Consider the following 24,599-nt stretch of genomic DNA (forward strand, 5'->3'; position numbering starts at 1 on the left):
CTGCCGCGGGCCGATCGGGACCCAGCGCCCGGTCAGGCGTGCCGGAACCACGCGTCGCGGACCGCCAGGGTGGCGGTCAGGACCAGGGCGGTGGCCAGGGCCGAATGGAGCCCCGTCACCTCGACCGGCAGCGCCAGCACGACGTTCGCGATGCCGACGGCCACCTGGGCGAGGCCCAGCGCGCCGGCGAGCCGGGCCAGCCAGGCCAGTCGGCCCGTGCCTCGGGCGGTCGCGGCCCAGCCGAGGAGCACGCCGAGCAGGGCATAGCCGTTGAGCCGGTGCAGCAGGTGTATGCCGACGGTTCCCTGCCAGGTCGGGAACCAGAGTCCGCCGTTGCAGGTGGGCCACTCGGGACAGGCGAGGCCGGCGTAGCGCGAAGAGACCTGGCCACCCAAGAACATCTGAAGGAGCAGGAGCCCGCCGACGACCCACAGCCAGCGACGCGCGTGGGCTGCGACGTCGGCCGCCGCAGCCGGCGCTCCCGCGTTTCGGTCGCGGAGCTCCCAACCGATCCAGGCGAAGCAGGCGACGATCGAGTTTCCGACGAGCAGGTGCGACGTGACGGTCCACGAGGCGAGCAGTTCCCAGACCGTGAGGGCCCCCAGGACGATCTGCACCAGCAGCAGCACGGCGGCCAGCACGAAGAGCGGGCGCAAGCGATCGCCATCTCCGGTGATCCGCCAGCCCCAGAAGGCGAGGGCCGCGAAGGAGAGGGCGACCGTGCCCGCCACCACCCGATGCGACCACTCGAAGGCGACCTTCAGGTCCATGGCCGGGACGAACTCGCCGAAGCAGAGCGGCCAGTCGGGGCAGGCGAGCCCGGCGCCGTGGGCGCGCACCAGCGCGCCGAGCACGATCAAGCCGTAGGTGAGCAGCACGAGCGCCAGGAAACCGGCGGTCAGGCCCGACGGACGCGGAGCGGCGGTGCCGCGGCCCTCGACCCGCGCGAGCGCGTCGCCTCGGGTCGTTCCCTCGTCTAGCATGCCGGCCTCGCTCACCCGAATCACCCTAGGCAATGGCTCCCCCCGAAACAAACACGGCCATCGAGGTTCGCGGCCTCGAGAAGCGCTACGGCGACCACCGCGCGCTGGCGGGGATCAATCTCTCGGTCCCGGCCGGCAGCTGCTTCGGCTTGCTGGGTCCGAACGGGGCTGGGAAGTCGACCACCGTCGGCGTCCTCACCACGCTCCTTTCGCCGAGCGGCGGCACGGCCACGCTGCTCGGCCACGACGTCGAGCGCGAGCGCGCCGCGGTCCGGGCTCGGCTCGGCGTGGTGTTCCAGGAGCCCGCTCTCGATCCCGAGCTCTCGGCTCGGGAGCAGCTGCGCTTGCACGCGCGCCTGTTTCGCTTGGAGTCGCCCGCCGCGGTCGTGGACGACTGGATCGAACGGCTCGACCTGGTCGAGCACGCCGATCGCGCGGTGCGCAAGCTCTCCGGCGGCCTGCGTCGCCGCGTCGAGATCGCGCGCGGCTTGCTCAACCGCCCCGGGGTGCTCTTTCTCGATGAGCCGACCACGGGCCTCGACCCCGCGGCCCGCGCCCGGATCTGGGACGAGCTGCGCAAGCTCCGGGACAGCGGCGAGACCACGCTCTTCCTGACCACCCACTCGATGGAAGAGGCCGATGCGCTGTGCGACGAGATCGCGATCCTCGACGCCGGCGAGGTGCGTGTCACCGGGCCGCCCGAGCGCCTCAAGGCCGATCTCGGCGGAGACGTCGTGACGGTGGTCCTGCGCGACGCGCCGGCGTCGGCGGAGGCTGCGCTGTCATCGGTCGCGGGCGTTCAGCGCGTCGACGCGAGCACGTCCGACGCCGGGACGACCTTCCACGTCACCGTGCGCGACGCCCCCCAGCAACTCGCGCGTCTGCTCGATCCCTTCCCGGCGGCCGACGTGCTGGCGGTCGAGATGCAGCGACCGAGTCTCGAGCACGTGTTCCTCCACCACACCGGTCATACGTTCGAGTCGGTCGAATCCGAAGCAGACGCGGCCGCATCCGATGCGGGGGCCGCATGAACGCCGGGCTGGGTGATCTCTGGGCGCTCACCGGCCGCGAGCTGCGGCGCTATGCGCGCGATCGCGCGTACTGGGTCGGGCAGATCGTGTTTCCCCTCGCCTTCGTGGGGTTCATCGGCTTCGGGCTCAACGACGTCGTCGATCTACCCAGCGGGACCAGCTACGTCGGGCATCTGGCCACGGGCCTGCTCGCGCTGCTGGTCGGGTCGGGCGCGGTGGGCGGCGGCTTCTCGCTGATCGAAGACAAGACCAGCGGGTTTCTGCGCGCGCTGCTCGTCGCACCCGTGGCGCGCATCCATCTCGTACTGGCGAAGCTGATTTCGCGCACCCTCCTGTCCCTGGTGCTGGTGGCGGGGCTCGGCCTCTTGCTCGCGCTCTTCACGCCGGTGCGCATCCATGATCCGGTGGCGGGGATCGTCGCCGTCGTGGCGATCACCGCGATCTTCGTGGCACTCGGCGTGACCCTCGCGGTGCCGCTGCGGCGCCTCGAATCGTTCCGTCTGATCGCCGCCCTCGTGACGGTCCCGCTCTACCTGTTCTCGGGGATCTTCTACCCGGTCTCGACGCTGCCGGCGCCGACCCGCTGGCTCAGCGTCGTGAACCCGCTGACCTACGGCGTCGATCTGCTCCGCTACGCGCTCCTCGGTGTACACGAGTTGCCGGTCGGACGTTCCTTGGTTTTGCTCTGCGGATTGACGGCATTGGCCATCGCGCTTGCCGCCTACGCCTTCGACCGGGGCACCCGGGGCTGAGCGCCGCCTTCAGTGGCACGCCCATGGGGTCGATAAGCGAGGCATGGAACCCCAGGTGGAACGATCGACCTCCCAAGATCCCCGACGGCTCCGCGAGCTCTTGGCGCGCGCCGAGATGCTGGCCCAGGAGCACGGGCTGCGCTCCGTCCTGGTGGGCCTTTCCGGGTTCGAGGGCGATCTCGCCTTCCCGGAGATCGTCGACTACGTCGAGAGCGCGCTGCGCGTCGACGATGCGCTGTTCCGCATGACGCGCGAGCGCGTCGTGATCCTCCTGACCGATGTCGACGCCGACCAGGCGGCCGGGATCGTGGCCCGGCTGCTCGACGAGTACCGGGAGCACTACCCCTCGACGAGCGAGCCCACGGTGGGCCTGGGCCAGTTCGAGATCGGGCCCGATACGACCGAGGTCTCGCTGAAGCTCGTGCTGCCCGCGCTCTTCGCGACGCCTCCCACGTCCCACTAGCGCGGCGCGAAGGCGCTCGGCCCAGGCAAGCGCCGGCGGCCCCGCGCTAGACCCGCAGCGAACGCGCGGTACTCTCCGGCGCCCATGCCGGAGATCCACCCGACCGCGATCCTCGATGGGGACGTCGAACTGGCGGCGGACGTCCAGATCGGGCCCCACTGCGTGATCCGCGGGCGGGTCCAGATCGGGGAAGAGACGCGCCTCATCGGCCACGTCTACCTCGAGGGCCCGCTGGTGCTGGGCGCGCACAACCTCGTCTACCCCTTCACCACCCTGGGCTTCGCTCCCCAGGATCTGTCCTTTCCGCCTGACCGGGAGGGCGCCGGCCTGGTGATCGGCGACCAGAACCGCTTCCGTGAATCGGTCACGATCTCGCGCGCCACCGGTGACGCGCCGACGCGGATCGGCGATCGCAACTACTGGATGGCGAACACCCACGCCGGTCACGATTCCGAGATCGGCAATGACTGCGTGATCGCGAATGGCACCCTGCTCGGCGGCTGGGTGCGGGTGGGCGACAACGTCTTCGCCGGCGGCAACGTGGCCGTGCATCAGCGCTGCCAGCTCGGGCGCGGCTCCTTCCTGACCGGCAGCGTCGGCCTGAACAAGGATCTGCCGCCCTTCTTCATGCTCACCGGCGGCAACGTGGCGGGCAGCATCAACCTGATCGGGATGCGCCGCTCTGGGATGCCCAGCGATCAGATCGACGACGTGAAGTGGGTGTACAAGAAGCTCTATCGCAGCTCGCTCCCGCTGCGAAAGGCGCTCGACGAGATCGAGGAGCGCGGCGATCGCCCGCTCGTGGCCGAGTACCTGACGTTCCTTCGCGGCATGACCCAGGGGCTGTGCCCGCACCGCGGCGAAGCGCGTCGCGGTACCGGACTGGACTGAGCCCGAACCCGGGTCCAGGGGTTCGCAACCTAGAGCAGGTCGGCGAGCGCGGGCTCCAGCTCGGGATACCGGAACGCGAAGCCACGCTCCTCGGCAACGCGCGGGACCACGCGTCGGCTGCCGAGCAGCTCTCCGGCGAGTTCGCCGAGCGCCGCGCGTACGGCGAAGCCCGGGACCGGGAGCAGGGTGGGGCGCCCCAGCACCCGGCCGAGGGTGCGCGTGAGCTCGGAGTTGGTCACCGGCTGGGGGGCGACCCCATTCACGGCGCCTTGCCAGCCCTCGTCGGTGATCGCGGCGAAGAGCAGGGCAGTGAGGTCGTCGAGGTGGATCCACGGAAACCACTGACGCCCGTCGCCGAGGCGCCCGCCGAGCCCGAAGCGGAAGGGCAGCACCAGCTGGGGCAGCGCTCCGCCGTCCTTCGCGAGCACGATGCCGATCCGCACGCGCACGGTGCGGACGCCCAACGCTTCGGCGGCCAGGGCTTCCCGTTCCCAGTCGACGCAGACCTCGGCGAGCAGTCCTTCGCCGGCGTCGGCGTCTTCGGCGAGGAGCGTGTCGCCGCGGTCCCCGTAGTAGCCGACGGCCGACGCACACACGAAGGTGCGCGGGCGCTCCGCGTCGGAGCACGCGCCGAGGGATTCGACGAGCGCGCGGGTCGAGGCCACCCGGCTCTCACGCACGCGCGCCTTGTGGGTGGCGGTGGGAAGCCCACCGAACACGGGTTCGCCGGCGAGGTGCACGACGGCGCGCAAGCCCGCCAGGTCTTCCGGCGCGACCTTCGTCCCATCCCACACGCAGCTCTCGGCGCCGGCAGGGAGTCCCCGCGGCGATGCGCGGCGCGAGACGATGCGCGCGCCGTGACCCGCGTCGAGCAGTGCCCGAGAGAGGGCACCTCCGACCAGACCGGTGCCGCCGGTGATCAGCACGGTGTCGGATGCAGCGGCCATGGTCCCCCCCCCTCGCGCGCCGTTCCTGGTTCGATCCGGACGCGGGTCGATCGGAGCGCGGCCGTGACCACGGTAGCGGCTGGTGGCCGGAGTGCTTCAGACCCGGTCGAGCAAGTCGGCCAGACGTGCCGCGAGGGCGTCGCCACCGGCCGGGAGCGGCGTCCCGTCGAGCGCGCCGAGCGCGCGGGCGCCGCGCACCGCGTTGGTGACACACACGCCTCGCGCCGAAGCGAGATCACGCGGGCCGAGGTCCCGTTCGTGGATCGCGGACCGCTCTCGCAGGATCTCGAGCGCGAGGCCGGCGACGCCGCCGCGCTCGGCGGGCGGCGTGAGCCAGTGCCCTTGCCCGTCCTCGAGAACGAGGTTGCTGCGCGTGCCCTCGACGAGACGTCCCTGTCGGTCGAAGAGCAGCGCCTCCTCGACGCCCTCGGCTTGCGCGGCTTCGGCGGCACCTTCGATCTCCACCCGATTCGTGAGCTTCTGTCCGGGGAAGCGGGAGGGCCCGGGGTGGGCGATGGGCGAGGTGATGGCCCGCCACCGCACGGGATCGTTCCCGAGCGCACGCGGGATCCCCACCAGGCGGGTGCCGCTCGCGTCGCGCGAGAGCTGCATGCGGATGGCGCCGTCCCTGCCATCGAACGCCGCCCGGGCGAGCCCGCGAAACGCCTCGCGCACGGCGGTGTCGGAGGGCACCGCGAAGCCGAGCGCCTTCGCCGCCCGGCGCAGACGCGCGATGTGTCGGTCGAGGTGGCGCACGTCGCCGCCCCGCACGAGCGCACTCGTGTAGCAGCCGAGCCCGGAGCGGTACGCCGAGTCGTCCGCCGACACCACGAAGCTGCCCGCTGGATGCAGGCGTCCGTCGGCCCAGACCGGGAACGGCGGGAGACGCGAACCGTCCGTCACCGCGAGCGTCCGATTCCTACCGGAGTCGGTCGCAGCCGGATCGGGCTAGCGCTGGTCGAGCGGGACGTAGTCGGTCTGGTTGGCGCCGGTGTAGATCTGCCGCGGACGCCCGATCTTGAAGTCGGGGTCGTTGTGCAGCTCGAGCCACTGGGCGATCCAGCCGGGCAGGCGTCCCAGCGCGAAGATCGCCGTGAACATGTTCGCCGGCGTTCCGATCGCGTTGTAGATGACGCCCGAGTAGAAGTCGACGTTCGGGTAGAGGCGCCGCTCGACGAAGTAGTCGTCCTTGAGGGCGATCTCTTCGAGCTCGACCGCGATCTCGAGCAGCTTCGTGCGGACGCCGAGATTCTCGAGGACCTCGAAGCAAGCCTTCTTGATGATCTTCATGCGCGGGTCGAAGTTCTTGTAGACGCGGTGCCCGAAGCCCATCAAGCGCGCCGTGTCGTCGCCGCGCTTCGCGCGATCGACGAACTCGCGGGCGGTGATTCCCTCGTCGCGAATCTGGGCCAGCATCTCGATCACGGCCTGGTTTGCGCCACCGTGGCTCGGGCCCCAGAGCGCGTTGATGCCGGCAGAGATCGCCGCGAACAGGTTCACCATCGACGAACCCACCAGCCGCACCGTGCTGGTGGAGCAGTTCTGCTCGTGGTCGGCGTGCAGGATGAGCAGGAGGTCGATGGCCTTCTCGATGACCGGATCGACCTCGTAGGGCTCGCACGGCGTGGCGAACATCATGTGCAGGAAGTTCGCCGAGTAGGACAGCTCGTTGCGAGGGTAGATGAACGGCTGACCGATCGAGTGCTTGTAGGCGTAGGCGGCCATCGTGATCATCTTCGCGATGAGCCGATGTACCGAGATCTCGACCTGGCGCGGATCGCGCGGGTCGAGGGAATCGGGGTAGAAGGCTGAAAGCGAACCACACGCTGCGGCGCAGGCAGCCATCGGGTGCGCGTCCTTCGGGAGCGCTCCGAAGAAGCGCTTGAAGTCCTCATGGATCATCGTATGGAGCGTGATCGAGTTGACGAACTCCTCGAGCTCGGTGCCCGTCGGGAGCTGTCCGTAGATCAGCAGGTAGGCCACCTCGAGGAAGGTGCTCTTCTCGGCGAGCTGCTCGATCGGGATGCCCCGGTACCGCAAGATGCCTTTCTCACCGTCGATGAAGGTGATCGCGCTCTTGCAGGAGCCCGAGTTCGCGTAGCCGGGATCGAGGGTGATCAGGCCGGTCTGCGAACGCAGTTTGCCGATGTCGATTCCGCGTTCGCCCTCGCTGCCCTCGATGATGGGGAGTTCCAGAGTCTGATCACCGACTTGCAGCTTGGCCGTTTCCGACATGGGACTCCTTCGGGCGCGGCGCCGGCGGGGCGTGCGCGGAACGGGAAGGGGATCCTCGGATCCCAAGGGTTGGGTCCGAATCCCTTCGGACGAAACCGGTGGAAGCTTAGCCGAAGCTCGGGAAACGCGAAAGATCCCCAGCGATCACCGGGAGTTGCGCACCTGCGTGCACATCGGCCCAGGGGCGCCGCCGAAGGCCGTTCCGGTGTCCCGGGGACCGCGGGGCCTCTCCGGATGCTCCGCCTCAGCCGCCGGCGCGCTTGACGGTGAAGCCCTTCGCCTCGAGCTCCGGGATCACGGCGTCGCGGTGGTCGCCCTGGATCTCGATCACACCGTCCTTCACCGAGCCGCCACTGCCGCAGCGGCGCTTCAGCTCGCCGGCGAGATCGCGCAGATCCTCCGACGGGAGCGGGACGCCCGAGATGGTGGTCACCGGTTTCCCTCGGCGCCCCTTCACCTCGCGTCGCACGCGCACCACGCCGTCGCCCTGGGGTGCGCGCGGGTTCTTCCGGCACACGCAGCCCTTCGACGAGCGACCACAGTGGGGGCACATCCGTCCGCTGCCCGTGGAATAGACCGTGCGATCCCGACTCAAGCCTGTCTGCCTCCGGCCGTTCCATGGAGGGGTGCCGCGGCCCGGGGTGGGTCGGGCGCCGCATCGGCCCGTGCTCGGATGCCCGAGGTCGGTTCCTCGACACTCTTCAGGCCTCTGGATACTGTACCTCGCCATGCAAAGACACCGCTTTCGAGGCTTTGGGCTCATCGTGTCCTGCGTCGTCGCGTTCGCGACGGCGGCAGCGGCCATCGACGATCCGGCCGCGCGCACGCAGGTCACCACCTTCGACAACGGACTCGTCGCGGTGACACTCGAAGACGACGCCACGCCCGTCGTCTCCTTCCAGATCTGGGTGCAGGTCGGCTCGCGCGACGAATCCGAGTACACCGGGCTCGCCCACCTCTTCGAGCACATGATGTTCAAAGGGTCGAAGCACATCGCCCCCGAAGAACACGCCCGGCTGGTGAACGCCCGCGGCGGTGTGATCAACGCGTTCACGAGCCGCGATTTCACGGTCTACTTCGAGGACGTCACCCGCGAATCCCTGCCGCTGGTGATCGACCTCGAGCACGAGCGCTTCTCGAACCTGCGTGTCACCGAAGACATGCTGAAGAGCGAGCGTCAGGTGGTGCTCGAAGAGCGCCGCTACCGCACCGAGGACAAGCCGGTGGGGCGTGCCTACGAGGCGCTGCTGGCCCTGCTCTGGCAGGCCCATCCCTACCGCTGGCCGGTGATCGGTTGGCGCAGCGACGTCGAGAAGGCGACCGTCGAGGTCTGCCAGGACTTCTTCGACCGCTTCTACGCGCCGAACAACCTGGTGATCGCGGTGGCCGGCGACTTCGACACCGAAGCCACGCTCGCCCACCTGGAGCGCACCTTCGGGCAGATGCCCAACCCGGGCCCGATCCTGCGCAACCCGACCGAGGAGCCCGAGCAGTCCGGCGAACGGCGCTCGACGGTGCACTTCGACCTGCGCAGCCCGGTACTCGCAGCGGCCTGGCACGCGCCGCCGACGGGGCACGAAGACGGCGAGGCCCTCGACGTGCTCTCCCAGATCCTCTCCGACGGCCGCTCGAGCCGTCTCTACAAGAGCCTCGTGCACGAAGCCGAGATCGCCCTGTCGGCGTCCGGGGGCTACTGGGAGATGATCGATGCCGGTGCGTTCCTGGCGCTGGCGGGTGTGCGTCCGGGTGAGGACATCGACGAAGTCGAGCGCCTGTTCTTCGCCGAGATCGACAAGCTGCGCGACGCGCCGGTGACCGAAGCCGAGCTCGCCAAGGCCAAGCGCCAGCTCGAGGTGTCACTGGTGAACGGCCTGGCCACGAGCCACGCCCTGTCGTCCCGGATCGGCCGCGACTACGCGACCTTCGGCCGGATCCGCCCGCTCGACGAACGACTCGAACGGATCCGGTCGGTGACGGCCGAGGACGTGCAGCGGGTCGCCCGCACCTACCTCGTGAAAGCGAAACGCAACGTCGTCCACATCGTGCCACCGCCCGAGGAAGCGGCCGAAGCGCCTGCACCCGCGAATGCACGCGACAATGGGGAGGGCGCCTGATGCGCGCGCGCGAACGCTCTCGACGAATCGTCTCGGTGCTCCTCACCGGGGTCGGTGCCACGCTCCTCGGCGGCTGCGGCGGGCTCCTCGGCCCCGCGCCGGCCTGGGAAGAGCCGGCGCCCGCGCCGGTCGAGCGGCCCGTGGTGCGCGAGGGCGCGGTCAGCGTCCGTGAGCTGCCGAACGGGCTGCGCGTCCTGATCCACGAAGACCACCGGCTGCCGCGGGTGGTGCTCGGCCTGACCGTGCGCCGCGGGGCGACCGGTGAGTCCCCCGAAGACGCCGGTCTCGCTTCCTTCACCACCGAGCTGCTCGAGCGCGGCGCCGGCGACCGCGATGCCCTCGCGTTCGCGGAAGTCACCGACGCGCTGGGCGCGGGTTTCGGTGCCGCAGCCGACTGGGACACGATGGGCGCCTCGATCTCGGGCCTGTCGCGCGACTTCGACACGCTGGTCGAGCTGCTCTCCGACGCAGTGTTGCGGCCGCGCTTCGACGCGCGCGAAGCCGAACGCGCGCGCTCCCAGCTCCTGGCCGCCTTCGAGCGCGCCAAAGACGACCCGGCGACGTTGGCGCGCTGGAACCTGGCGAAGGCGATCTACGGAGACCATCGTTTCGGAATGCCCACCGCCGGGAGCCCGGAATCGGTGGAGGGCTTCGACGCCAAACGTGCGCGTGCCTTCCACGCAAAGCTCTTCGTCCCCAACGGCGCCATCCTCAGCGTGTCCGGCGACGTCGATCCCGACGCGGCCTTCGCGGCCGTGAAGGAGGCTTTCGGCGCCTGGGAGCGCGGCTCCGTCATCGACCCGGGCGCACCCCCGCCGTCTCCGTCACCCGCGAAGCGCCACATCGTGGTGGTCGATCGCCCGGACCTTGCCCAGGCGCGCATCAACGTCGGACACGACGGCATTGCGCGCACCGACGACATCCGCATTCCGGCGTCCCTGCTCAACACGGTGGTCGGCGGGGGCGGTTTCTCGTCGCGCCTGATGTCAGCGCTGCGCGCCGAGAACGAGGCGGGCCTCACCTACAGTGCGTCGTCCGGCTTCTCCCTGCGCCGCGCGCCGGGGCCGTTCGGGGCGGCGACCTTCACGCGCGTCGAGAAGGTGCGCGAGGCCCTCGACATTCTGCTCGCCGAGATCGAGCGCGGGCGCACGGAACCGCCGGCCGAGGACGAACTCGGCTGGGCGCGGACGCTGGCCACCGGTCGCTTCTCGATGGGCCTGGAGACCGCCGACGCGGTGACGGGAGCCCTCGTCGACCTCGACGTGCACGGCCTGCCCGCGGACAGCCTCGACACCTACCGCGCGCGCGTGCGCGACGTGACACCCGAGGATGTCGCGGCGGCGGCAAAGCAGCTCCTGCACCCGGAGCGGATCGCCATCGTGCTGGTCGGTCCGGCCGAAGCGATCGTGCCCCAGGTGGAAGACCTGGCGCCGGTCGAGGTGGTGCAGCCCTAGCCAGGCCTCGCACAGCGGTGGCGTCGGAGCACGATGCGCTTCGGCGTCGCCTCCAGCGGACCGAACAAGATCCGTTGGCGCTGGTAGGCGATCTCGAGCGATCGCAGGCGCTCCGGGCCGGTGTGGTTCTCGTTCCACGCCCGACACAGGTAGGCGGCGTAGAGCTCGAGATGCACGGCGCCCTCGGGCGCCGAGATGCGGCGGAGGTACTCGGCCCAGCGGAAGGTCGGGTACAGGCCCGCGAGGTCGTCGGGCCGTTCCCAGTCGACTGGCGCGCCGTCGCGGAAGAGGTCGACGACCCGACCGTCTTCGAGGGTGCCGGGCACCACGTGCCAGCCGCGGTCGCGGGGCGGCGACGGCGCGAACATCCACCAGCTCTGTCCCAGGCGCAGCGAAGTGCCGATCCGGACGATCGATGGCGACAGCTCCAGGGACGCGCCTGGCAGGCTCGCCAGGTTCCACACCAGCACCAGCGCCGTTGCGCCGAGGGCGGCGGCGTTGCGCAAGCGTCCGCCGAGCGACCGTTCGACGGCGATCGGCTGGGGCTCGGTGACGTCGGCCGTGTCGGTCGCGCGCCAACAGCCCGAGGGAATCAGTCCCAGCACGCTGACGATCCCAACGAGCGGGAAGCCGCCCAGGGAGAGCGTGAGTGCGCTTCCCAGGTGGAAGCCCGCGATCGCGATCAGGGCCCCGAGCCGCAGCCACGGCCAGACGATCGGCGCGAGCAGAAACACCGGGACGGCGTACTCGAAGGCGAGGACCGCATGAGTCGCGGCGCGAAGAAACTCTGGGAAGTCGGCGAGCCGGACTCCGAGGGGCCGCGCCATGTCCGACGCGAAGGCGTAGCGGACGGCGCTGCCGTCGAACCATTCGGGGCCCGTCTTGAGCAGCGCGCCGAAGCCATAGACCGCGGCGATCTGGAGGGCGTAGCCGGAGGTGGCGAACGACCAGAAGCGATCGGGTCCGGGGGGTGACTCGGAGCCGCGCGTATCGAGCGAGAACCGCGCGCCCCAGGGCAACAGCATCCCGAAGAAGAGGACGCAGACGAGCAGGATGTCTTCGCCGTGGTTGAGCATCGGGTTGCGCGCCTGGAGCGAACCGACCAAGACCCACGAGACCACGCTTGCGGTGCGCGTCCAACACCCCAGCCCCAGGAGGACGCCTGCGATCGCCGCAACCACGAAGAGCACCGATTCGAACGCCGAGCCTCCGCCGACGGCGTGGAGAGAGGTGAGGTCGAAGACGGCGCGCGTGCCGTCTGCGAGCGGCGCACTGCGGGGCAGCACGCCGAAGTCCGTGTAGTGGGCCCGTAGAGCCGTCGCCCGTCCCGCGAGGTCGGTCAGCAGGGAGACGGCGACACCGATCCGGAGCAGGGCGAGGGAGCGAAGGTCGGCCCCGAAGACCGCGCCGGCGCGCTCGCGCCAGGAGAAGCTCAGCTGCGGCGACTCCCGAGGGCGAGCCCGGTGAGCGCAAAGGCCAGCAGCAGTGCGGTCGTGGGTTCGGGGACGATCTGTACGCTGAGCAGGGGTGCCGTCGCGCCGAAGAAATCCGCGACGGGGAAGTCGAAGCTGGCTTCACCCACGGCGTCCGCGCTGAACTCGATGATGGCGAAGCTGGTGTAGGGGTCCGCCGGGGTGCCGGTCGGGCTCACGGCCAGCTGGTCCATCACGCGGCAGCGGCCCGGCTGGTCACATTGTCCCTGGAGCCCGCTGGGCATCCACGAGGCCGATCCGAAGGACATGACGTTGGCGGGGACGGTCGTGATCGTCGCGTTCCCCAGGAGCGCGTCATCGAAGCCGAGGGTGAGGATCGCCGCCGAGGCGGTGGGACTGCCCGTCACGCTCAGGTCGACGCGCACCGAGATCGTCTCGCCCAACGTGTACGTCGACTGGTCGGCGCTGAGCAGGATCGATGCAGCGCTCGCGGGCATGGCTGGTGCGAACAGGAGCATCAGAAGAGAGATCGCCTGGATCAATCGATGCAGCATGGGGCCTCCAGTCGCGATTGCAAGACGAGGGTCAGCCGGTCTTCGCCCCGCGAAACGTCGAGCGGCGCAGCCGGGCTCCTGCCCCTGCGAGCAACGCCGCGAACGAAATCAACCCGAGGGTGCCGGGTTCGGGCACCGTGATCAGGTGCAGCGCCGGGGGATTCGCGGCCCCGAAGAAGTTGTTGACAGCGATGTCGAAGAACGAGTCGATCCCCTCGATCAGGAACGAGAAGACCGCCGAAGACGTGTAGGAGGGCTGCACGCCGGCGCCGGTTGGATTCGGAGCGATCTGATCGATGACCCGGCACAGGTTGCGCTGATCGCATTGACCCTCGAGCGCGGCGGTGGTCCAGGGTGCCGACCCCCCAAAGGACGTGAGCTGGTCCACTCCGTTCACGAGCGTCGCATTGGTCGGAGCGCCCGCGTACCCGAGCGTCACCAGTGCACCGGGGGCCGTCTCTCCTTCGTCGATCGAGAGTGTGACCGTGATGAACACGGTCTCGCCCCAGGTAGGAAACAGGGTGTTCGCGCTGAGGTCGATCGTCGCTGCTGGCGCAGGCAGGGCCGTACCCCAGGCGAGCAACGAAACCAGGCTGAGAAGCAACGGTCTTCGCATGGGATGCTCTCCTCTTCAGCGTCGGCGCTTGCGCGCCATGAGGCTCAGGCCGAGGAGAACGAGCGCGCCCGTCGCCGGCTCGGGGACGATGAAGGCGGTGAAGGTCGGTGTCGGTGCCCCGAAGAAGGTGCTCTGCGCGAAGCTGAAATCCCAGTTCTGCACACCTTCGGCCAAGAAGGTCAGGACGGCCGTCGAGGAGTAGCCCGGATCGACTGCGGCCCCGGTCGGGTTCGGCGCGATCTGATCGACGATCCGGCAGAGCTGCGGCTGGTCGCACTGGCCCTGCAGCGCCGCGACCGTCCAGCTCGCCGAGCCGCCGAACGAGGTGATCGGGTCGACCCCCTGGTCGACGCTCGCGCCGCCGAGGCCGTTGTCGTAGAACAGTGTCAGGATCGCGCCGGGCGCCGATTCTCCCGCATCGATCGTGATGTCGATGGTCAGCGTGATCGTCTCGCCGATGATGTACGAGGGTTTGTCCGAGCTGATCGTCACCGACGCGGCCTGCGCCACGCTCGCGACGGACAGCAGACCGAGCCCGAACACCAGGGCCGCAATTCGTGAGGGATGAATCATCAGGGGCCTCCTCTTGCCAGGGCCCATTCTGGCACGAACGCGCGACGCGTTCGTGTGAAGTTGGTGCGACGGGTCCCCCCCCGGGAGCTAGCGCCGGCTGCGCGCGCGCCCTGCGAGCGCGCCAAGCCCGAGCCACAGCAGCCCTGCGGTCGCCGGCTCGGGGATCCGGGGCACCTGCACCGAGGGCAGGCTGGCGCCGAAGAACGAGCTGCTGTCGAGGAACCCGAACTCGATCAAGCCGGGGGAGCCCTTGAGGAACGTGAGGACGACGGTGCTGCTGTACCCCGGGTCGACTGCCGCGCCGGTGGGGTTCGGCGCGATCTGATCCACCAGCCGACACTGGCCCGGGTTGTCGCACTGGCCCTGCAGCGCCGCCACGGTCCAACCGGCCGAGCCGCCGAAGGAGGTGAGCTGCGCGGCGCCCTGGTCGACGCTCGAGCCACTCAGACTGCCGAGGCCGCTGAACGCCAGCGTGAGGATGGCGCCGGGTGCCGACTCGCCCGCGTCAACCGTGAGCCCGACGGTGACGGTGATCGTCTCCCCGACGTTGTAGTTGGTCTTGTCGGTCGTGATCGTCACCGTCGCGGCGTGACCCGCTTGGGCGAACAGCACGACCAGGAAGGCGAGCCCAAGGGCAGTCTGCTTCGTGGAACGGGCCATGAGTGATCTCCTTCGGATCCCGAAGAGGCGTGCGGCGGGTTCAGTGGGTGCGAGGTCTCGTCGCGGTGCGACGCCCGCGGACACCGAGGGCGGCGAGTCCGAGCCCGACGAGCCCGACGCTCCCCGGCTCGGGGCCTACGAAGACCGAGATGCTCGGCGCGCTGGCTCCGAAGAAGTTGTCGACGGTGAAGTTGAACTCGGGCAAACCGGGGCGCAGGGCATCGAAGGCGAATACGACCTCGGACGCGTAGGGATCCACCTCGACCCCGATCGGGCTCGGAGCGATCCGGTCAAGCACCCGGCACTGCCCGGGTTGGTCGCAGGCACCCTCGAGCGCAGCCTGGATCCAGAGCACACTCCCGAACGAAGTGAGTGGACCGGCGCCCTGGACGAGCCGCGCGTTGCCGAAGATGTCCGTGTCGTAGCCCAGGGTGAGTAGGGCGCTGGGGGCCGACTCGCCGCCCGCCTGGAGCGCGATCGTGATTTGGATGGTCTCGCCCGGGAAGGTGTTCGACCGATCGGCGGAGATCGAGATCGAAGCGGCGCCGCTGGGGAGCGCGGCGGCCAGGCTCGCGATCGCGCAAAGCAGGCGGAGTCCTCGGGGCGCGCTCCAACGCATGACACTTCCTCCGAGGTCGCCGACGAGGGGCGACTTGCCCCGGTTCCGTCGGGGCCACGGAGCCGGAGTCCTGAACGGGAAGTGGCGGTCGCGGTCGGGTCCGTGGCACCGAAACCCGGCCCCCGTGCCAGGACCGGTCGGCAGGGCCCGCGGCGATGGCTCGCGAGGGCTCGGACAAGGCGGGCGCATCGCGGTGCTTCGGGACGCAGCGACCACGGCGCCTGGTCGTCGGGTGGGCCAAGGCCGCGAGGCCGAGCGCGATCAGGCCGGCGCTGCCGGGCTCGGGGACGACCTGCAAGCGAAGGGAGGGTGTCGGCGCTCCGAAGAAGTCCTCCTCCACGAAACCCACCTCGGTCAAGGTGATCGCGACCGCTTCGAAGCGAAGGACGGCGGTCGCTGCATAGCCGGGGCTCACGGGTGCATGCGGGGGGATCGGGTCGGGAACCACCTGGTTCACGATTCGGCAGAGGCCCGGGCGGTCGCACAGGCTCTCGTCGGTGCCCACCGTCCACGGGGCCGCACCTCCGAACGCCGTGAGCGGGGCGACGCCTTCCTCGACGCGCGGGTTCCCCAGGCCGGGACCGAACGCGACCGTCAATCGGGCGAGGAGCGGCGAGCCCTCGCCCTCGTCGATCGCGATCCCGACGCGGATCGTGATCGTCTCACCGACCGTGTACGAGGGCTGGTCCGAGCGAATCGTGACCGAAGCAGCGGTGGCTTGGGAAGACGCGAATCCAATCGCGATGCCAGCGAACAGGACGATCCAGCGCACGCGGCTCCTCGAGCGGCACCCACGCGGAGGGCGGAGCGTGGGCCTCGCTCTGGAAGTGGGCGCCGTGCAGCTCGCGTGTCGGAGAATCTCGGGGTCCCGTCCGCGGGATCAGGTCGGTTCGGCGGCTCCCCCCGCTGGTGCGCGCACGGCCAGGGCGACGCGCTCGGGTGTGGGGGCGGGGTGGGGTGCCTTGCTGCCCAGCTCGCGCAGACGCCTCGTCTGAGGGAGGACGCGCGCTTCGAAGGAGCCCACGGCCTTGTTGAAGGCTTCGACCGACTTCCCCAGGCTCGCGCCGACCTTCGAGAAGTGGTCGACGAAGACCCCCAGCCGCTCCTCGAGCTCGCGCGCCTGGGCCAGCGCCTCGCGGGTGTCCTCGCCGAGGCGTACCTCGCGCCAGCCGCGGGCGACGGCGCCGAGCAGGGCGAAGAGGGTGGCAGGCGTGGCGAGCACCACGCCCTTGCCGAGCGCATGCTCGACGAGCCCCGCGTCGTGGGAGACGGCGGCGCCGAGGAAGCCCTCGTCGGGCAGGAAGAGCACGACGAAAGCGAGGGTGTCGTCCAGGCGCGCGGCGTAGTCGCGCCCGGCCAACGCATCGACGTGTCGGCGCACCTGGCGCGCGTGGTCGGCCAGCGCCGTCTTGCGCTCTTCTTCCGATGCTGCTTCGGCGGCGGTCCAGTAGGCGTCGAGCGGCGCCTTCGCGTCGACGGCGAGTTCACGACCGCCGGGCAGGCGCACCAGCATGTCGGGCCGTTGGACGGCACCGGCGCGACCGACCGTCACCTGCTCCGCGAAGTCGCAGTGTTCGCGCAGGCCGGCCAGCTCGGCGGTGCGCCGCAGGGTGAGCTCGCCCCAACGGCCGCGCGCGGCGGGGCCGCGCAGGGCCGTCGCCAGCCGCGTCGTTTCCGTGGCCAGTCCGCGCAGCTGCTCGCCGAGCTCGCCACTCTGCTCCGCGCGACGTGTTTCGCTCGCCTGGGCCTCGGCCCGGTAGCGCTCGAGGGCTTCGCGCAGCGGCGCCACCGTCGTTTCGACGCTCTTGCGCCGCGCGTCCCAGTCCGATTCGGCGGCGTCTTCGAGGCGCTGGAAGCGCTCGGCGGCCAGGGCGAGGAAGCCGGCGTTGTTGCGGTCGAGGGCTTCGGCAGCGACGGCGGCGAAGTGCTCGCTCGAGCGGCGCGCGCGGCCGGCGGCGAGCAGGGCGCCCACGCCCGCGCCCAGCGCGAAGAGCAGGGCTCCGGCCAGGCCGGCCAGCGCCCATACCAGGGGGTCGCCGCCGGCGGCGCGCAGCAGGTCGGGGAGGAGGAAAGGAGAGGCTTCGGTCACGGGGACCTCCGGGTTTCCTCGAACCTCGGCAGGCCCTGTGACGGATCCGGTCACGCCGCGCCTGCGGAGCCTGGAGGGCGCCCCCCTGCGTCTCAGGCGGCACACCCGTCCGTTCGATAGAGATGTGTGGCTTCCCCGCAAGACCTCCTCCGCGAGTACGCCGTCCTGAACCGCCGCCGCAAGGGCGACGACGGCGTCACGCCGCTGGAATACCAGCGCTGGAGCGACCTGCGCGGAAAGCTCGAGAAGACCTTTCCGGGGCGTTCGGCTCCCGGGTCCGAGGGCCGCTCGCGGATCCGGGTCGAGTTCGAGTGCCGGGACGCTCTGGCCGACGCGGCGATGTTCAACGTGCGGCCCGTCGGGCTCTTCATCGCCACCCCGTTCGCCCTCGAGAGCGGCATCGAGTTCGAGCTGCTCGCGGTCGTCGAGGACACCGGCGAGCGCTTCGAGACGCGCTGCAAGGTGGTCTCGAACAACGTGGGTCCCGACTTCTCCACCGCGGCGCTGGGCATGGGCGTGCGCTTCCGCAACGCCGAGTGCCCGCTCGGCGACCTGCTCGCCGAGATCTGCCAGGAGTCCTAGCGGGCTCAAGGGCGCGCGGCGTCGGGTCGATCCACGGCTTGACGCCCGACCGGTCGGTCGGGTAGGCTTCAGGAGTCGACCGACCGATCGGTCAGGTCCCGTCCGGCCCTCCGGTCCACCCGACCCGCCCGAGGAACCCATGGCCGAACCGCTCAGCTCCCGCGAGAAGATCCTCGACGTCGCCGAATCGCTCTTCGCGCGCCGTGGCTTCGCCGCAGTGGGCCTGCGCGAGGTGGCCGAGGTCTCGGGGCTCTCGAAGTCGTCGCTCTTCCACCACTTCAAGAACAAGGACCAGCTCTACGCCGAGGTGCTGATCCGCGTGCTCTCCCAGATTCGGGACGGCTTCGATCACGTGCTGGCGCAGACCCTGTCGCCCCGGGAGCAGATCGAGCGCTGGCTCTCCGAGCTGATCGACAGCCTGGCCGAACACCCCACGGTGTCACGCCTGCTGCTCCGCTCGCTCTTCGAGGAAGAGGAGCGCGAGACGCCGGAGGGGAAGCAGGCCGAGTCGCTGCTGGCCTCGATCCTGATGGACGCCGAGAAGCTCGTCCGCAAGGGCATCGCCGCGGGAGACGTGCGTCAGGTCTCGGCGCCCCACACGCTGCAGACCCTGATCGGCGCCGTCGTCTACCACTTCGCCTCTGGCGAGATCGGCGAAGGGATTCTCGGTCGCCCGATTTTCACGGCAGAGGAGGTCGCACGTCGCAAGCGCGAAGTGATCGGCCTCCTGCGTCACGGACTGTTCACCCAGGTCAACGCCCAACCCGCCGGCTGAGTCGGCGCAGCGCCCAAGGAGAACCCCATGGACAAGCTCATCCAAGAACACCGCAAGCGTTTCGGTGAGTTCGAAGTGATCGACTTCGTCGACGAGGCCGCCGTCGAGCGCCTGCGCGACGACATCGACGTCGACGTGCCGATGGAGCTCCACTGGACGTGGAACTACGGCAGCGAGGTCGAGGAGCTGCGCCGCCTCTACGAAAAGGGGAAGGTGAACCAGTGGAACGCAGAGACCGACCTCGACTGGTCCCTGCCCGTCTCGAAGGACGAGTTCGTCATCAATCCCGAGAACTCGTTGCTCGCCCAGGCGACCCAGCTGATGGGCAAGGACGAGGCGACCCAGAAAGCCGCCGCCTTCGACGAGGTGAACTACCTGCTCTCGCAGCTGCTCCACGGCGAGCAGGCCGCGCTCCAGCTCTGCGGTCAGCTCACCAACGTCTGCGACAAGATGGACGAGAAGTGGTACGCGGCCAGCCAGGTGATCGACGAGGCGCGCCACATCGAGGCGATGTCGAAGTTCCTGCAGCGCAAGATGGGCACGATCTACCCGATCGGTGGCACCCTGAAGGTCCTGCTCGACATGCTCCTCGAAGCCGAGACCGCCCAGAAGAAGACCCTCGGCATGCAGACCCTCTTCGAGGGCATGGCCGTCGGCATCATGGACATGATGCGCAGCCAGTCGCGCAACCCGCTGTTCTCGGACATGCTGCGCCGGGTCGAGCAGGACGAGTCGCGCCACGCGGCCTTCGGCGTCCTGATGATGCGACGGGTCGTTCGCGATGCGAGCACCGACGAGCGCGGTGAGATGGAGGACTGGGCCTACTCGATCCTCGAGGCCCTGAACGCGAACCAGCAGCTCGACATGCTCCACCAGCTCGGACCGAAGTACGACCTCGACCCCGAGCAGATCACCCGTGCCATGCTCGGCCTGGAGAACTGGGCCACGATCAACAGCGAGCCCTACATGCACACGGTGATCCCGAACCTGCGCAACCTCGGGCTCATCACCGAGCGCACCGAGGACAAGTGGCGCGGCGCCGGCATGATGGTCGACAGCGCCCCGGGCGTGAAGGGCGCCGCGCGCGCCTGAGCCCCAGACGAATCCCCGCCGGAGCGGCCTGCGGGCCGCTCCGGTTCTGGGTTCAACCCGGCTAGAATTCCGCTCCGAGTCCCCCATCGGAGCAGCGCGCCTTGGCCGAGCCGGAGCAGAGTGTCACCCGCAAGCGGGCCTCGGTGATGTTCGTGGACATCCTGGGGTTCAGCGAGATCGCGACGGCGCGTGGCACCGAGGCGGCCTACGCCGCGATCGCCGGCTGTCTCCGCGAGTTCGACTCGGTGGCCCGCCGCCATCGGGGGGCCGTCGACAAGTACCTCGGCGATTCGCTGATGGTGCTCTTCGGCGGGCTCGATGCCGCCGAGGGGGCAGAGAGCGCGGCCTGTGCCGCTGCCCTCGAGATGCGCGAGGTGGCCCACGCCTACCGCGCCGGGCTCCCGGACGGCGACCCGATCGACGTCCAGATCGGCATCAACACCGGTTTCGTGACGATCGGCGGGGTCGGCGCCTCCGTGGTGCGCGAGTTCGCCGTGATGGGCGATGCCGTGAACGTGGCCGCGCGACTCGAGTCGAAGGCCGGGCGCGGCGGCATCTACGTGGGCGCCGAGACGCGCGACGCCGCCCAGGATGGTTTCGCGTTCGAGCCCATCGAGCCGCTCGCGCTCAAGGGAAAGTCGCAACCGGTTCCCGCCTTCTCCCTGCTTCGTGCGCGCATCGACGCAGCCGCCGCACTCGCGCTCCCCCGCGACAGCGCTTCGCATCCCTTCTTCGGCCGGAGCGCCGAGCGCGCACGCATCGCGGCCTGGCAGTCGGGCGACGCGCCGGCCGCGCTGTGGCTCTGGGGCGACGCGGGGATCGGGAAGACCCGCCTCGTCCTCCAGGCCTGCGACGACAGCGGCGTGCACTACGCCACGCCCCAGGGCGGCGGCTCCCTCGCGAGCTTCTCGGTGCTGGCGCGCTTCGGCCCCTGGCCCGAGGCGGTGCCCCTCGACGCCAGCCGTCTGCACGCCGCGATCGACGCGAGCGGGGCGCGTTTCGTCTTCGACGACCTCGACCGCAGCGACCCGGCGAGCCGGGATCTCGTCCGCGAACTCGCGCAGGCGGGCGTCGGAGTGCTGGCGATCAGCCGGAACCCACCGCCGCCGGCGTGGCCCGGCGACACCCTGTCGCTCGAGGCCTTGCCCGGCGACGTCGCGGAAGCGCTGCTCGAGGCGGTCGACACCGGAGCGCGTCTCGGGCCGGAAGACCGCACGCGCGTGCTCGAGCGCGCGTCGGGAAACCCCGCGACGCTGACACGGGGCCCGGCGTTGGCGGAGGCGCTCGCTGCCGACGCGGTTCGTTCGGAAGCCTCGTCCGACCGCAGCGAAGAGGCCGAGCGGCGTCGCGCGACACTGCTCTTCGCCGACCTCTCGGGCTTCACCGCTATGTCGGAACGCGAAGATCCCGCCGTCGCCTACGACATCGTGACCGACTGTTTGACGCGCCTGGGGAGCGTCGCCACGCGTTGGGGTGGCACCGTCGAGAAGCACCTCGGCGACTGCGTGCTGGCGCTCTTCGGAGTTCCGCGCGCCATCGAAGATGCGCCGCGCGCAGCGATCAATGCGGCCATCGAGATGCGCCACGTGGCCGAACGCTTCAACGAGGAGCGCGGCATCGATCCGCCGCTCTCGATCCACGTGGGAATCGAAACGGGCCTCGGGATCAGCGCCGACATCAGCGGGCCCCTGATCCGTGAGTTCGCGTTGATGGGCGACACCGTCTCCCTCGCCAACGAGCTCACCGACGCCGCCGGATCCTGGGAGATCCTGATCGGCGAGGAGGCTCACCGCGCGGCGCGCGACCACTTCGCGTGTGAGCCGCGTGCGGCGGTCGAGCGCTCGCGGGGCGGCGCGCCGGCGCCGGCCTTCGAGGTGACGACCCGCGAGGTGCAGCGCTATCGCAGGCGCGCGGTCGGGCGGCGGATCGCCTCCGAGCTGGTGGGCCGCGATCGCGAGCTGGCCGTCGCAGGCGACGCCCTGACCGCGCTCGCGGCCGGGCAGGGCAACGTCCTCGAAGTGGTCGGCGAGGCTGGGCTCGGAAAATCGCGTTTGCTCGAAGAGATCCGCACGGCCGCGCCCGATGGGGTGCGTTGGCTGTGGGCCCGCTCGCTCTCCAACGGCTCGGGGCTCCGCTTCCACCCCTTCGCCGATCTGGTGTTGCAGTGGCTAGGACTCTCTCCCGACGAGGACGAGGCAGTGACCGCGTCCACCCTCGAGCGGCAGCTCGTGGCGCTGGTCGGCGAGGAGGAGGCCAGCGAGCTCGCTCCGTCGTTCCGGCGCATGCTCGGCCTGGCCGCCGAGGACGCGGGTTCCGGCGAGGCGATGAGCAAGGTGATCCTGAGCCACACGACCCGCTGGCTACGGGCGCTGGCGGCCGAACGACCGTCGCTGCTGGTGTTCGAAGATCTCCACTGGGCCGATCTGTCGTCCATCGATCTGCTGGAGCCGCTGCTGCGACTGGCAAGAGAGGAACCGCTGCTCTTCGTGCTGCTGCACCGACCGGGCTACGGCGAGACGTCGGGTCGGGTCGGCGAACACCTGCGCGGCCTGCTGCCCGACGCACCCCATCTGCGGCTGCAGCCCCTCGACCGCGAGGGTTCGCGCGAGCTGGTCCGCAATCTGTTCCGTGGCGCCGACGTGCCTCACAAGCTGCGCAACGACCTGATCGAGCGCGCGGCGGGCAACCCGTTCTTCCTCGAAGAGGCGATTCGCGCGCTGCTCGACGAGGGCGCCCTGGTGCTCGAGGGCGATCAGCTGCTGACCACCGATCGCATTCACGAAGCCGAGATCCCGGGGACGATCCAGGAGGTGGTGCTCGCCCGGATCGATCGCCTCGCGCGCGCGAAGCGCGAGTTCCTGCAGGTCGCCTCGATCATGGGCGTGAACTTCTACCTCCGCGTGGTAGAGGAAGTGCTGGGGAAGGAGGACTCGAGCGCGCTCTGCGCCGAGCTCGTCGACGCCGAGCTCTTGCAGCACGCCGACGCGTTGCCCGGTCTGGAACTCGCCTTCCAGCACCCACTCATCCAGGAAGTCGCCTACGACACGCTGCTCGAAGAGCGCCGTCGCGAACTTCACAGCGAGGTCGGGCACGCGATCGAGGGCACGCTGTCCCCTGCACTCCCGGGCTACCACGCGATGCTGGCCTTCCACTTCGGTCGCGGGGCCGACCCCACCGAGGCCGAGCCCCACCTGTTCGCTGCGGGCGAAGAGGCGGCGCGCTCGGCGGCTTCGAACGAGGCGCTCCAGTTCTTCCGCGAGGCGTCCGCGCTCTACTTCCAGCTGCACGGTGAAGCCGGCGACCGCGAGAAGCGCGCCACCCTCGAAGGTCACCTCGCCGTCGCGCTCTTGAACCGTGGCCAGCTGGGCGAGTCGGTCGACCACTTCGACGCGGCGCTCGCCCTGCGTCGGATCCCCGTCGCGAACTCGGGACCGCGACAGATCTGGCGGGTGCTCACCGACCTGCCGGTCGTGATGTCGCGTCTGTACCTGTCCGGGACGCTGCGGGGTCGGGTCCAGGCCGACGACACCGAGCGGGCCGTCTTCGAGACGATGTTCCGACGGGCGGTGGCCCAATCGACCTCGGACCCGAACCGCTTCGTGGTCGACAGCCTGTCGATGCTGCGTCGGCTGGGATCGCTGGATCCGGGCTCGGTGCCCGACGCCGCGGCGCTCTACGCCGGGGCGATCTCCATCTTCTCCTACGGCGCCGGGCTCTTCGGGGTGGGCGAACGCATCCTGCAGGTGGCCGACGACCTCGCCGAACGCGGTGCCATCGACGAGCGCGAGCTCTACTACCGCTTGCTGCGATTCCTTCACTATTTCTGGTCCGGCGATTGGTCGGAAGAGCACCGCATCCCGAACGAACTCTTGAATCGTGGGCTGGCCGAAGGACGGCTCTGGGAGGTGTCGACCTACCTCGACATCGACACCGACCGGCGGCTGCGCTGTGGGGAGTTCGCGGCCGCCGAAGCCCGACTGAACGATCTGGCCGAGGTCGCCGACAACTTCCAGCACGATCTCGCCTGGTCGGCGGTTCGTGCGCAACGCACCTTCTTGCCCCTCGAGCGGCGCGAACTGGACGTCGCTGCACGCGCGGTGGAGAGCTACTACGAGGAGCACGGCGACATCCCGTTGAACCTCTATGCCTTGGGCGAACGCGCGAAGATCGAGATCCTGCAGGAGCGTTGGCCCGATGCCGAGCGCACCCTCCAGCGCTGTCGCGAACTCCGCAAGGCGGGGGGCCGGATCGCGGCCTTCCACGGCATCACCCACGCGCGGTCCGCGCTGCTCTTCGACGTGACCCGCGCCGAGCGCGCGCGGGACGCCGGCGATTCTCGCGAGGCCGCGCAGGCCCTGCGCCGCGCGAAGAGCAGCGCGCGCGCCGCGATCGCGACGTCGCGGGGCATCGCGTCGCGGCGGCCCGAGGTCTACCGCCTGGCCGGGCGACTCGCCTGGTTGCAGCGCAGTCCGCGCAACGCCGCGAAGTGGTGGGCCCGCTCGCGCGAGGCTGCCGAAGCGATGGGGGCGCGTCCCGAGCTCGGACGTCTCTTCGCCGAGGTGGCGGTGCGCACCGGCGCGTCGGGAGCGTCGGTCTTCTCCGATCATTCGGCCGATGACTGCGCCCGCGAGGCGCGTGCGCTCTTCCAGGAGATGGGACTCGAGAGCGATCTCGCCCGTCTCGCCGACGGAGTGTCGCCCTGATCCCTGCCACCCTTGCGCCGCTCGGGGCCACGC

The 24,599-nt window shown here is 70.2% G+C and carries 22 protein-coding genes; 10 read left to right on the plus strand and 12 right to left on the minus strand.

Going from position 1 to position 24,599, the window contains the following annotated elements; translation table 11 throughout:
• Positions 1-32: 32 nt before the first annotated feature.
• The gene (locus tag AAF430_02410) at positions 33-983 is read right to left on the minus strand and encodes a COX15/CtaA family protein (protein ID MEM7409070.1); all 951 of its coding nucleotides are present in this window, start codon (positions 981-983) and stop codon (positions 33-35) included.
• A 32-nt stretch (positions 984-1,015) separates the two neighbouring features.
• Between AAF430_02410 and AAF430_02415 the strand changes: the two genes are divergently transcribed.
• The 4 genes from AAF430_02415 to lpxA all read left to right on the plus strand — a co-directional run bounded on the left by AAF430_02415 (position 1,016) and on the right by lpxA (position 4,120).
• A complete protein-coding gene (locus AAF430_02415) occupies positions 1,016-2,014 on the plus strand; it encodes an ABC transporter ATP-binding protein (protein ID MEM7409071.1) in 999 nt (332 codons plus the stop codon).
• Positions 2,011-2,766, plus strand: a complete 756-nt coding sequence (locus AAF430_02420; GenBank protein MEM7409072.1) for an ABC transporter permease — start codon at positions 2,011-2,013, stop codon at positions 2,764-2,766. The genes AAF430_02415 and AAF430_02420 overlap by 4 nt, the downstream gene beginning before the upstream one ends.
• Before the next feature lie 55 nt (positions 2,767-2,821).
• Positions 2,822-3,229 carry a diguanylate cyclase gene (locus AAF430_02425; GenBank protein MEM7409073.1) on the plus strand — a complete coding sequence of 136 codons (408 nt, stop codon included), beginning with the start codon at positions 2,822-2,824 and terminating at the stop codon, positions 3,227-3,229.
• A gap of 84 nt (positions 3,230-3,313) precedes the next feature.
• The gene (gene lpxA / locus AAF430_02430; GenBank protein ID MEM7409074.1) at positions 3,314-4,120 is read left to right on the plus strand and encodes an acyl-ACP--UDP-N-acetylglucosamine O-acyltransferase; all 807 of its coding nucleotides are present in this window, start codon (positions 3,314-3,316) and stop codon (positions 4,118-4,120) included.
• Between the two features lie 29 nt (positions 4,121-4,149).
• Here the strand turns inward: lpxA and AAF430_02435 are convergent, their stop codons facing one another.
• From AAF430_02435 to AAF430_02450, 4 genes are all read right to left on the minus strand, one after another.
• A complete protein-coding gene (locus AAF430_02435) occupies positions 4,150-5,067 on the minus strand; it encodes a TIGR01777 family oxidoreductase (GenBank protein MEM7409075.1) in 918 nt (305 codons plus the stop codon).
• A gap of 96 nt (positions 5,068-5,163) precedes the next feature.
• Positions 5,164-5,970, minus strand: coding sequence for an aminotransferase class IV (locus AAF430_02440; GenBank protein ID MEM7409076.1), 807 nt, complete (start codon positions 5,968-5,970; stop codon positions 5,164-5,166).
• 45 nt (positions 5,971-6,015) lie between these two features.
• Positions 6,016-7,302, minus strand: a complete 1,287-nt coding sequence (locus AAF430_02445) for a citrate synthase (protein MEM7409077.1) — start codon at positions 7,300-7,302, stop codon at positions 6,016-6,018.
• A gap of 244 nt (positions 7,303-7,546) precedes the next feature.
• Positions 7,547-7,897, minus strand: a complete 351-nt coding sequence (locus AAF430_02450; GenBank protein ID MEM7409078.1) for a translation initiation factor Sui1 — start codon at positions 7,895-7,897, stop codon at positions 7,547-7,549.
• A 133-nt stretch (positions 7,898-8,030) separates the two neighbouring features.
• Between AAF430_02450 and AAF430_02455 the strand changes: the two genes are divergently transcribed.
• Both AAF430_02455 and AAF430_02460 read left to right on the plus strand, forming a co-directional pair.
• Entirely contained in the window at positions 8,031-9,416 is a 1,386-nt protein-coding gene (locus AAF430_02455; protein MEM7409079.1) for a pitrilysin family protein, read from the plus strand.
• On the plus strand, positions 9,416-10,870 hold the full coding sequence (locus AAF430_02460; protein ID MEM7409080.1) for a pitrilysin family protein: 1,455 nt from the start codon (positions 9,416-9,418) through the stop codon (positions 10,868-10,870). Before AAF430_02455 ends, AAF430_02460 begins: the two co-directional genes overlap by 1 nt.
• Here the strand turns inward: AAF430_02460 and AAF430_02465 are convergent.
• The 7 genes from AAF430_02465 to AAF430_02495 form a co-directional block, all read right to left on the minus strand.
• Positions 10,867-12,156 (minus strand): HTTM domain-containing protein, encoded by a 1,290-nt coding sequence (locus AAF430_02465; GenBank protein MEM7409081.1) that lies wholly within the window; start codon positions 12,154-12,156, stop codon positions 10,867-10,869. The genes AAF430_02460 and AAF430_02465 overlap by 4 nt on opposite strands.
• Positions 12,157-12,302: 146 nt before the next feature.
• Positions 12,303-12,857 (minus strand): PEP-CTERM sorting domain-containing protein, encoded by a 555-nt coding sequence (locus AAF430_02470; protein ID MEM7409082.1) that lies wholly within the window; start codon positions 12,855-12,857, stop codon positions 12,303-12,305.
• A 31-nt stretch (positions 12,858-12,888) separates the two neighbouring features.
• Positions 12,889-13,473 carry a PEP-CTERM sorting domain-containing protein gene (locus tag AAF430_02475; GenBank protein ID MEM7409083.1) on the minus strand — a complete coding sequence of 195 codons (585 nt, stop codon included), beginning with the start codon at positions 13,471-13,473 and terminating at the stop codon, positions 12,889-12,891.
• Positions 13,474-13,488: 15 nt separating this feature from the next.
• Positions 13,489-14,046 carry a PEP-CTERM sorting domain-containing protein gene (locus AAF430_02480; protein MEM7409084.1) on the minus strand — a complete coding sequence of 186 codons (558 nt, stop codon included), beginning with the start codon at positions 14,044-14,046 and terminating at the stop codon, positions 13,489-13,491.
• Positions 14,047-14,133: 87 nt separating this feature from the next.
• Positions 14,134-14,706, minus strand: a complete 573-nt coding sequence (locus tag AAF430_02485; GenBank protein ID MEM7409085.1) for a hypothetical protein — start codon at positions 14,704-14,706, stop codon at positions 14,134-14,136.
• Positions 14,707-14,746: 40 nt separating this feature from the next.
• Positions 14,747-15,325 (minus strand): PEP-CTERM sorting domain-containing protein, encoded by a 579-nt coding sequence (locus AAF430_02490; protein ID MEM7409086.1) that lies wholly within the window; start codon positions 15,323-15,325, stop codon positions 14,747-14,749.
• Between the two features lie 880 nt (positions 15,326-16,205).
• Positions 16,206-17,414, minus strand: coding sequence for a DNA recombination protein RmuC (locus AAF430_02495; GenBank protein ID MEM7409087.1), 1,209 nt, complete (start codon positions 17,412-17,414; stop codon positions 16,206-16,208).
• A 126-nt stretch (positions 17,415-17,540) separates the two neighbouring features.
• Here AAF430_02495 and AAF430_02500 point away from each other — a divergent pair, with 126 nt between their 5' ends.
• From AAF430_02500 to AAF430_02515, 4 genes are all read left to right on the plus strand, one after another.
• Positions 17,541-17,996, plus strand: coding sequence for a hypothetical protein (locus AAF430_02500; GenBank protein ID MEM7409088.1), 456 nt, complete (start codon positions 17,541-17,543; stop codon positions 17,994-17,996).
• A gap of 139 nt (positions 17,997-18,135) precedes the next feature.
• Positions 18,136-18,771: a TetR/AcrR family transcriptional regulator gene (locus AAF430_02505; GenBank protein MEM7409089.1), complete on the plus strand. Its 636-nt coding sequence runs from the start codon at positions 18,136-18,138 to the stop codon at positions 18,769-18,771.
• A gap of 27 nt (positions 18,772-18,798) precedes the next feature.
• A complete protein-coding gene (locus AAF430_02510) occupies positions 18,799-19,863 on the plus strand; it encodes a ferritin-like domain-containing protein (protein ID MEM7409090.1) in 1,065 nt (354 codons plus the stop codon).
• A gap of 101 nt (positions 19,864-19,964) precedes the next feature.
• Complete coding sequence (locus AAF430_02515; protein MEM7409091.1) at positions 19,965-24,566, plus strand: adenylate/guanylate cyclase domain-containing protein; 4,602 nt, start codon at positions 19,965-19,967, stop codon at positions 24,564-24,566.
• Positions 24,567-24,599: the final 33 nt, after the last annotated feature.

The organism is Myxococcota bacterium (genome assembly GCA_039030075.1).
Lineage (GTDB): Bacteria > Myxococcota_A > UBA9160 > UBA9160 > SMWR01 > JAHEJV01.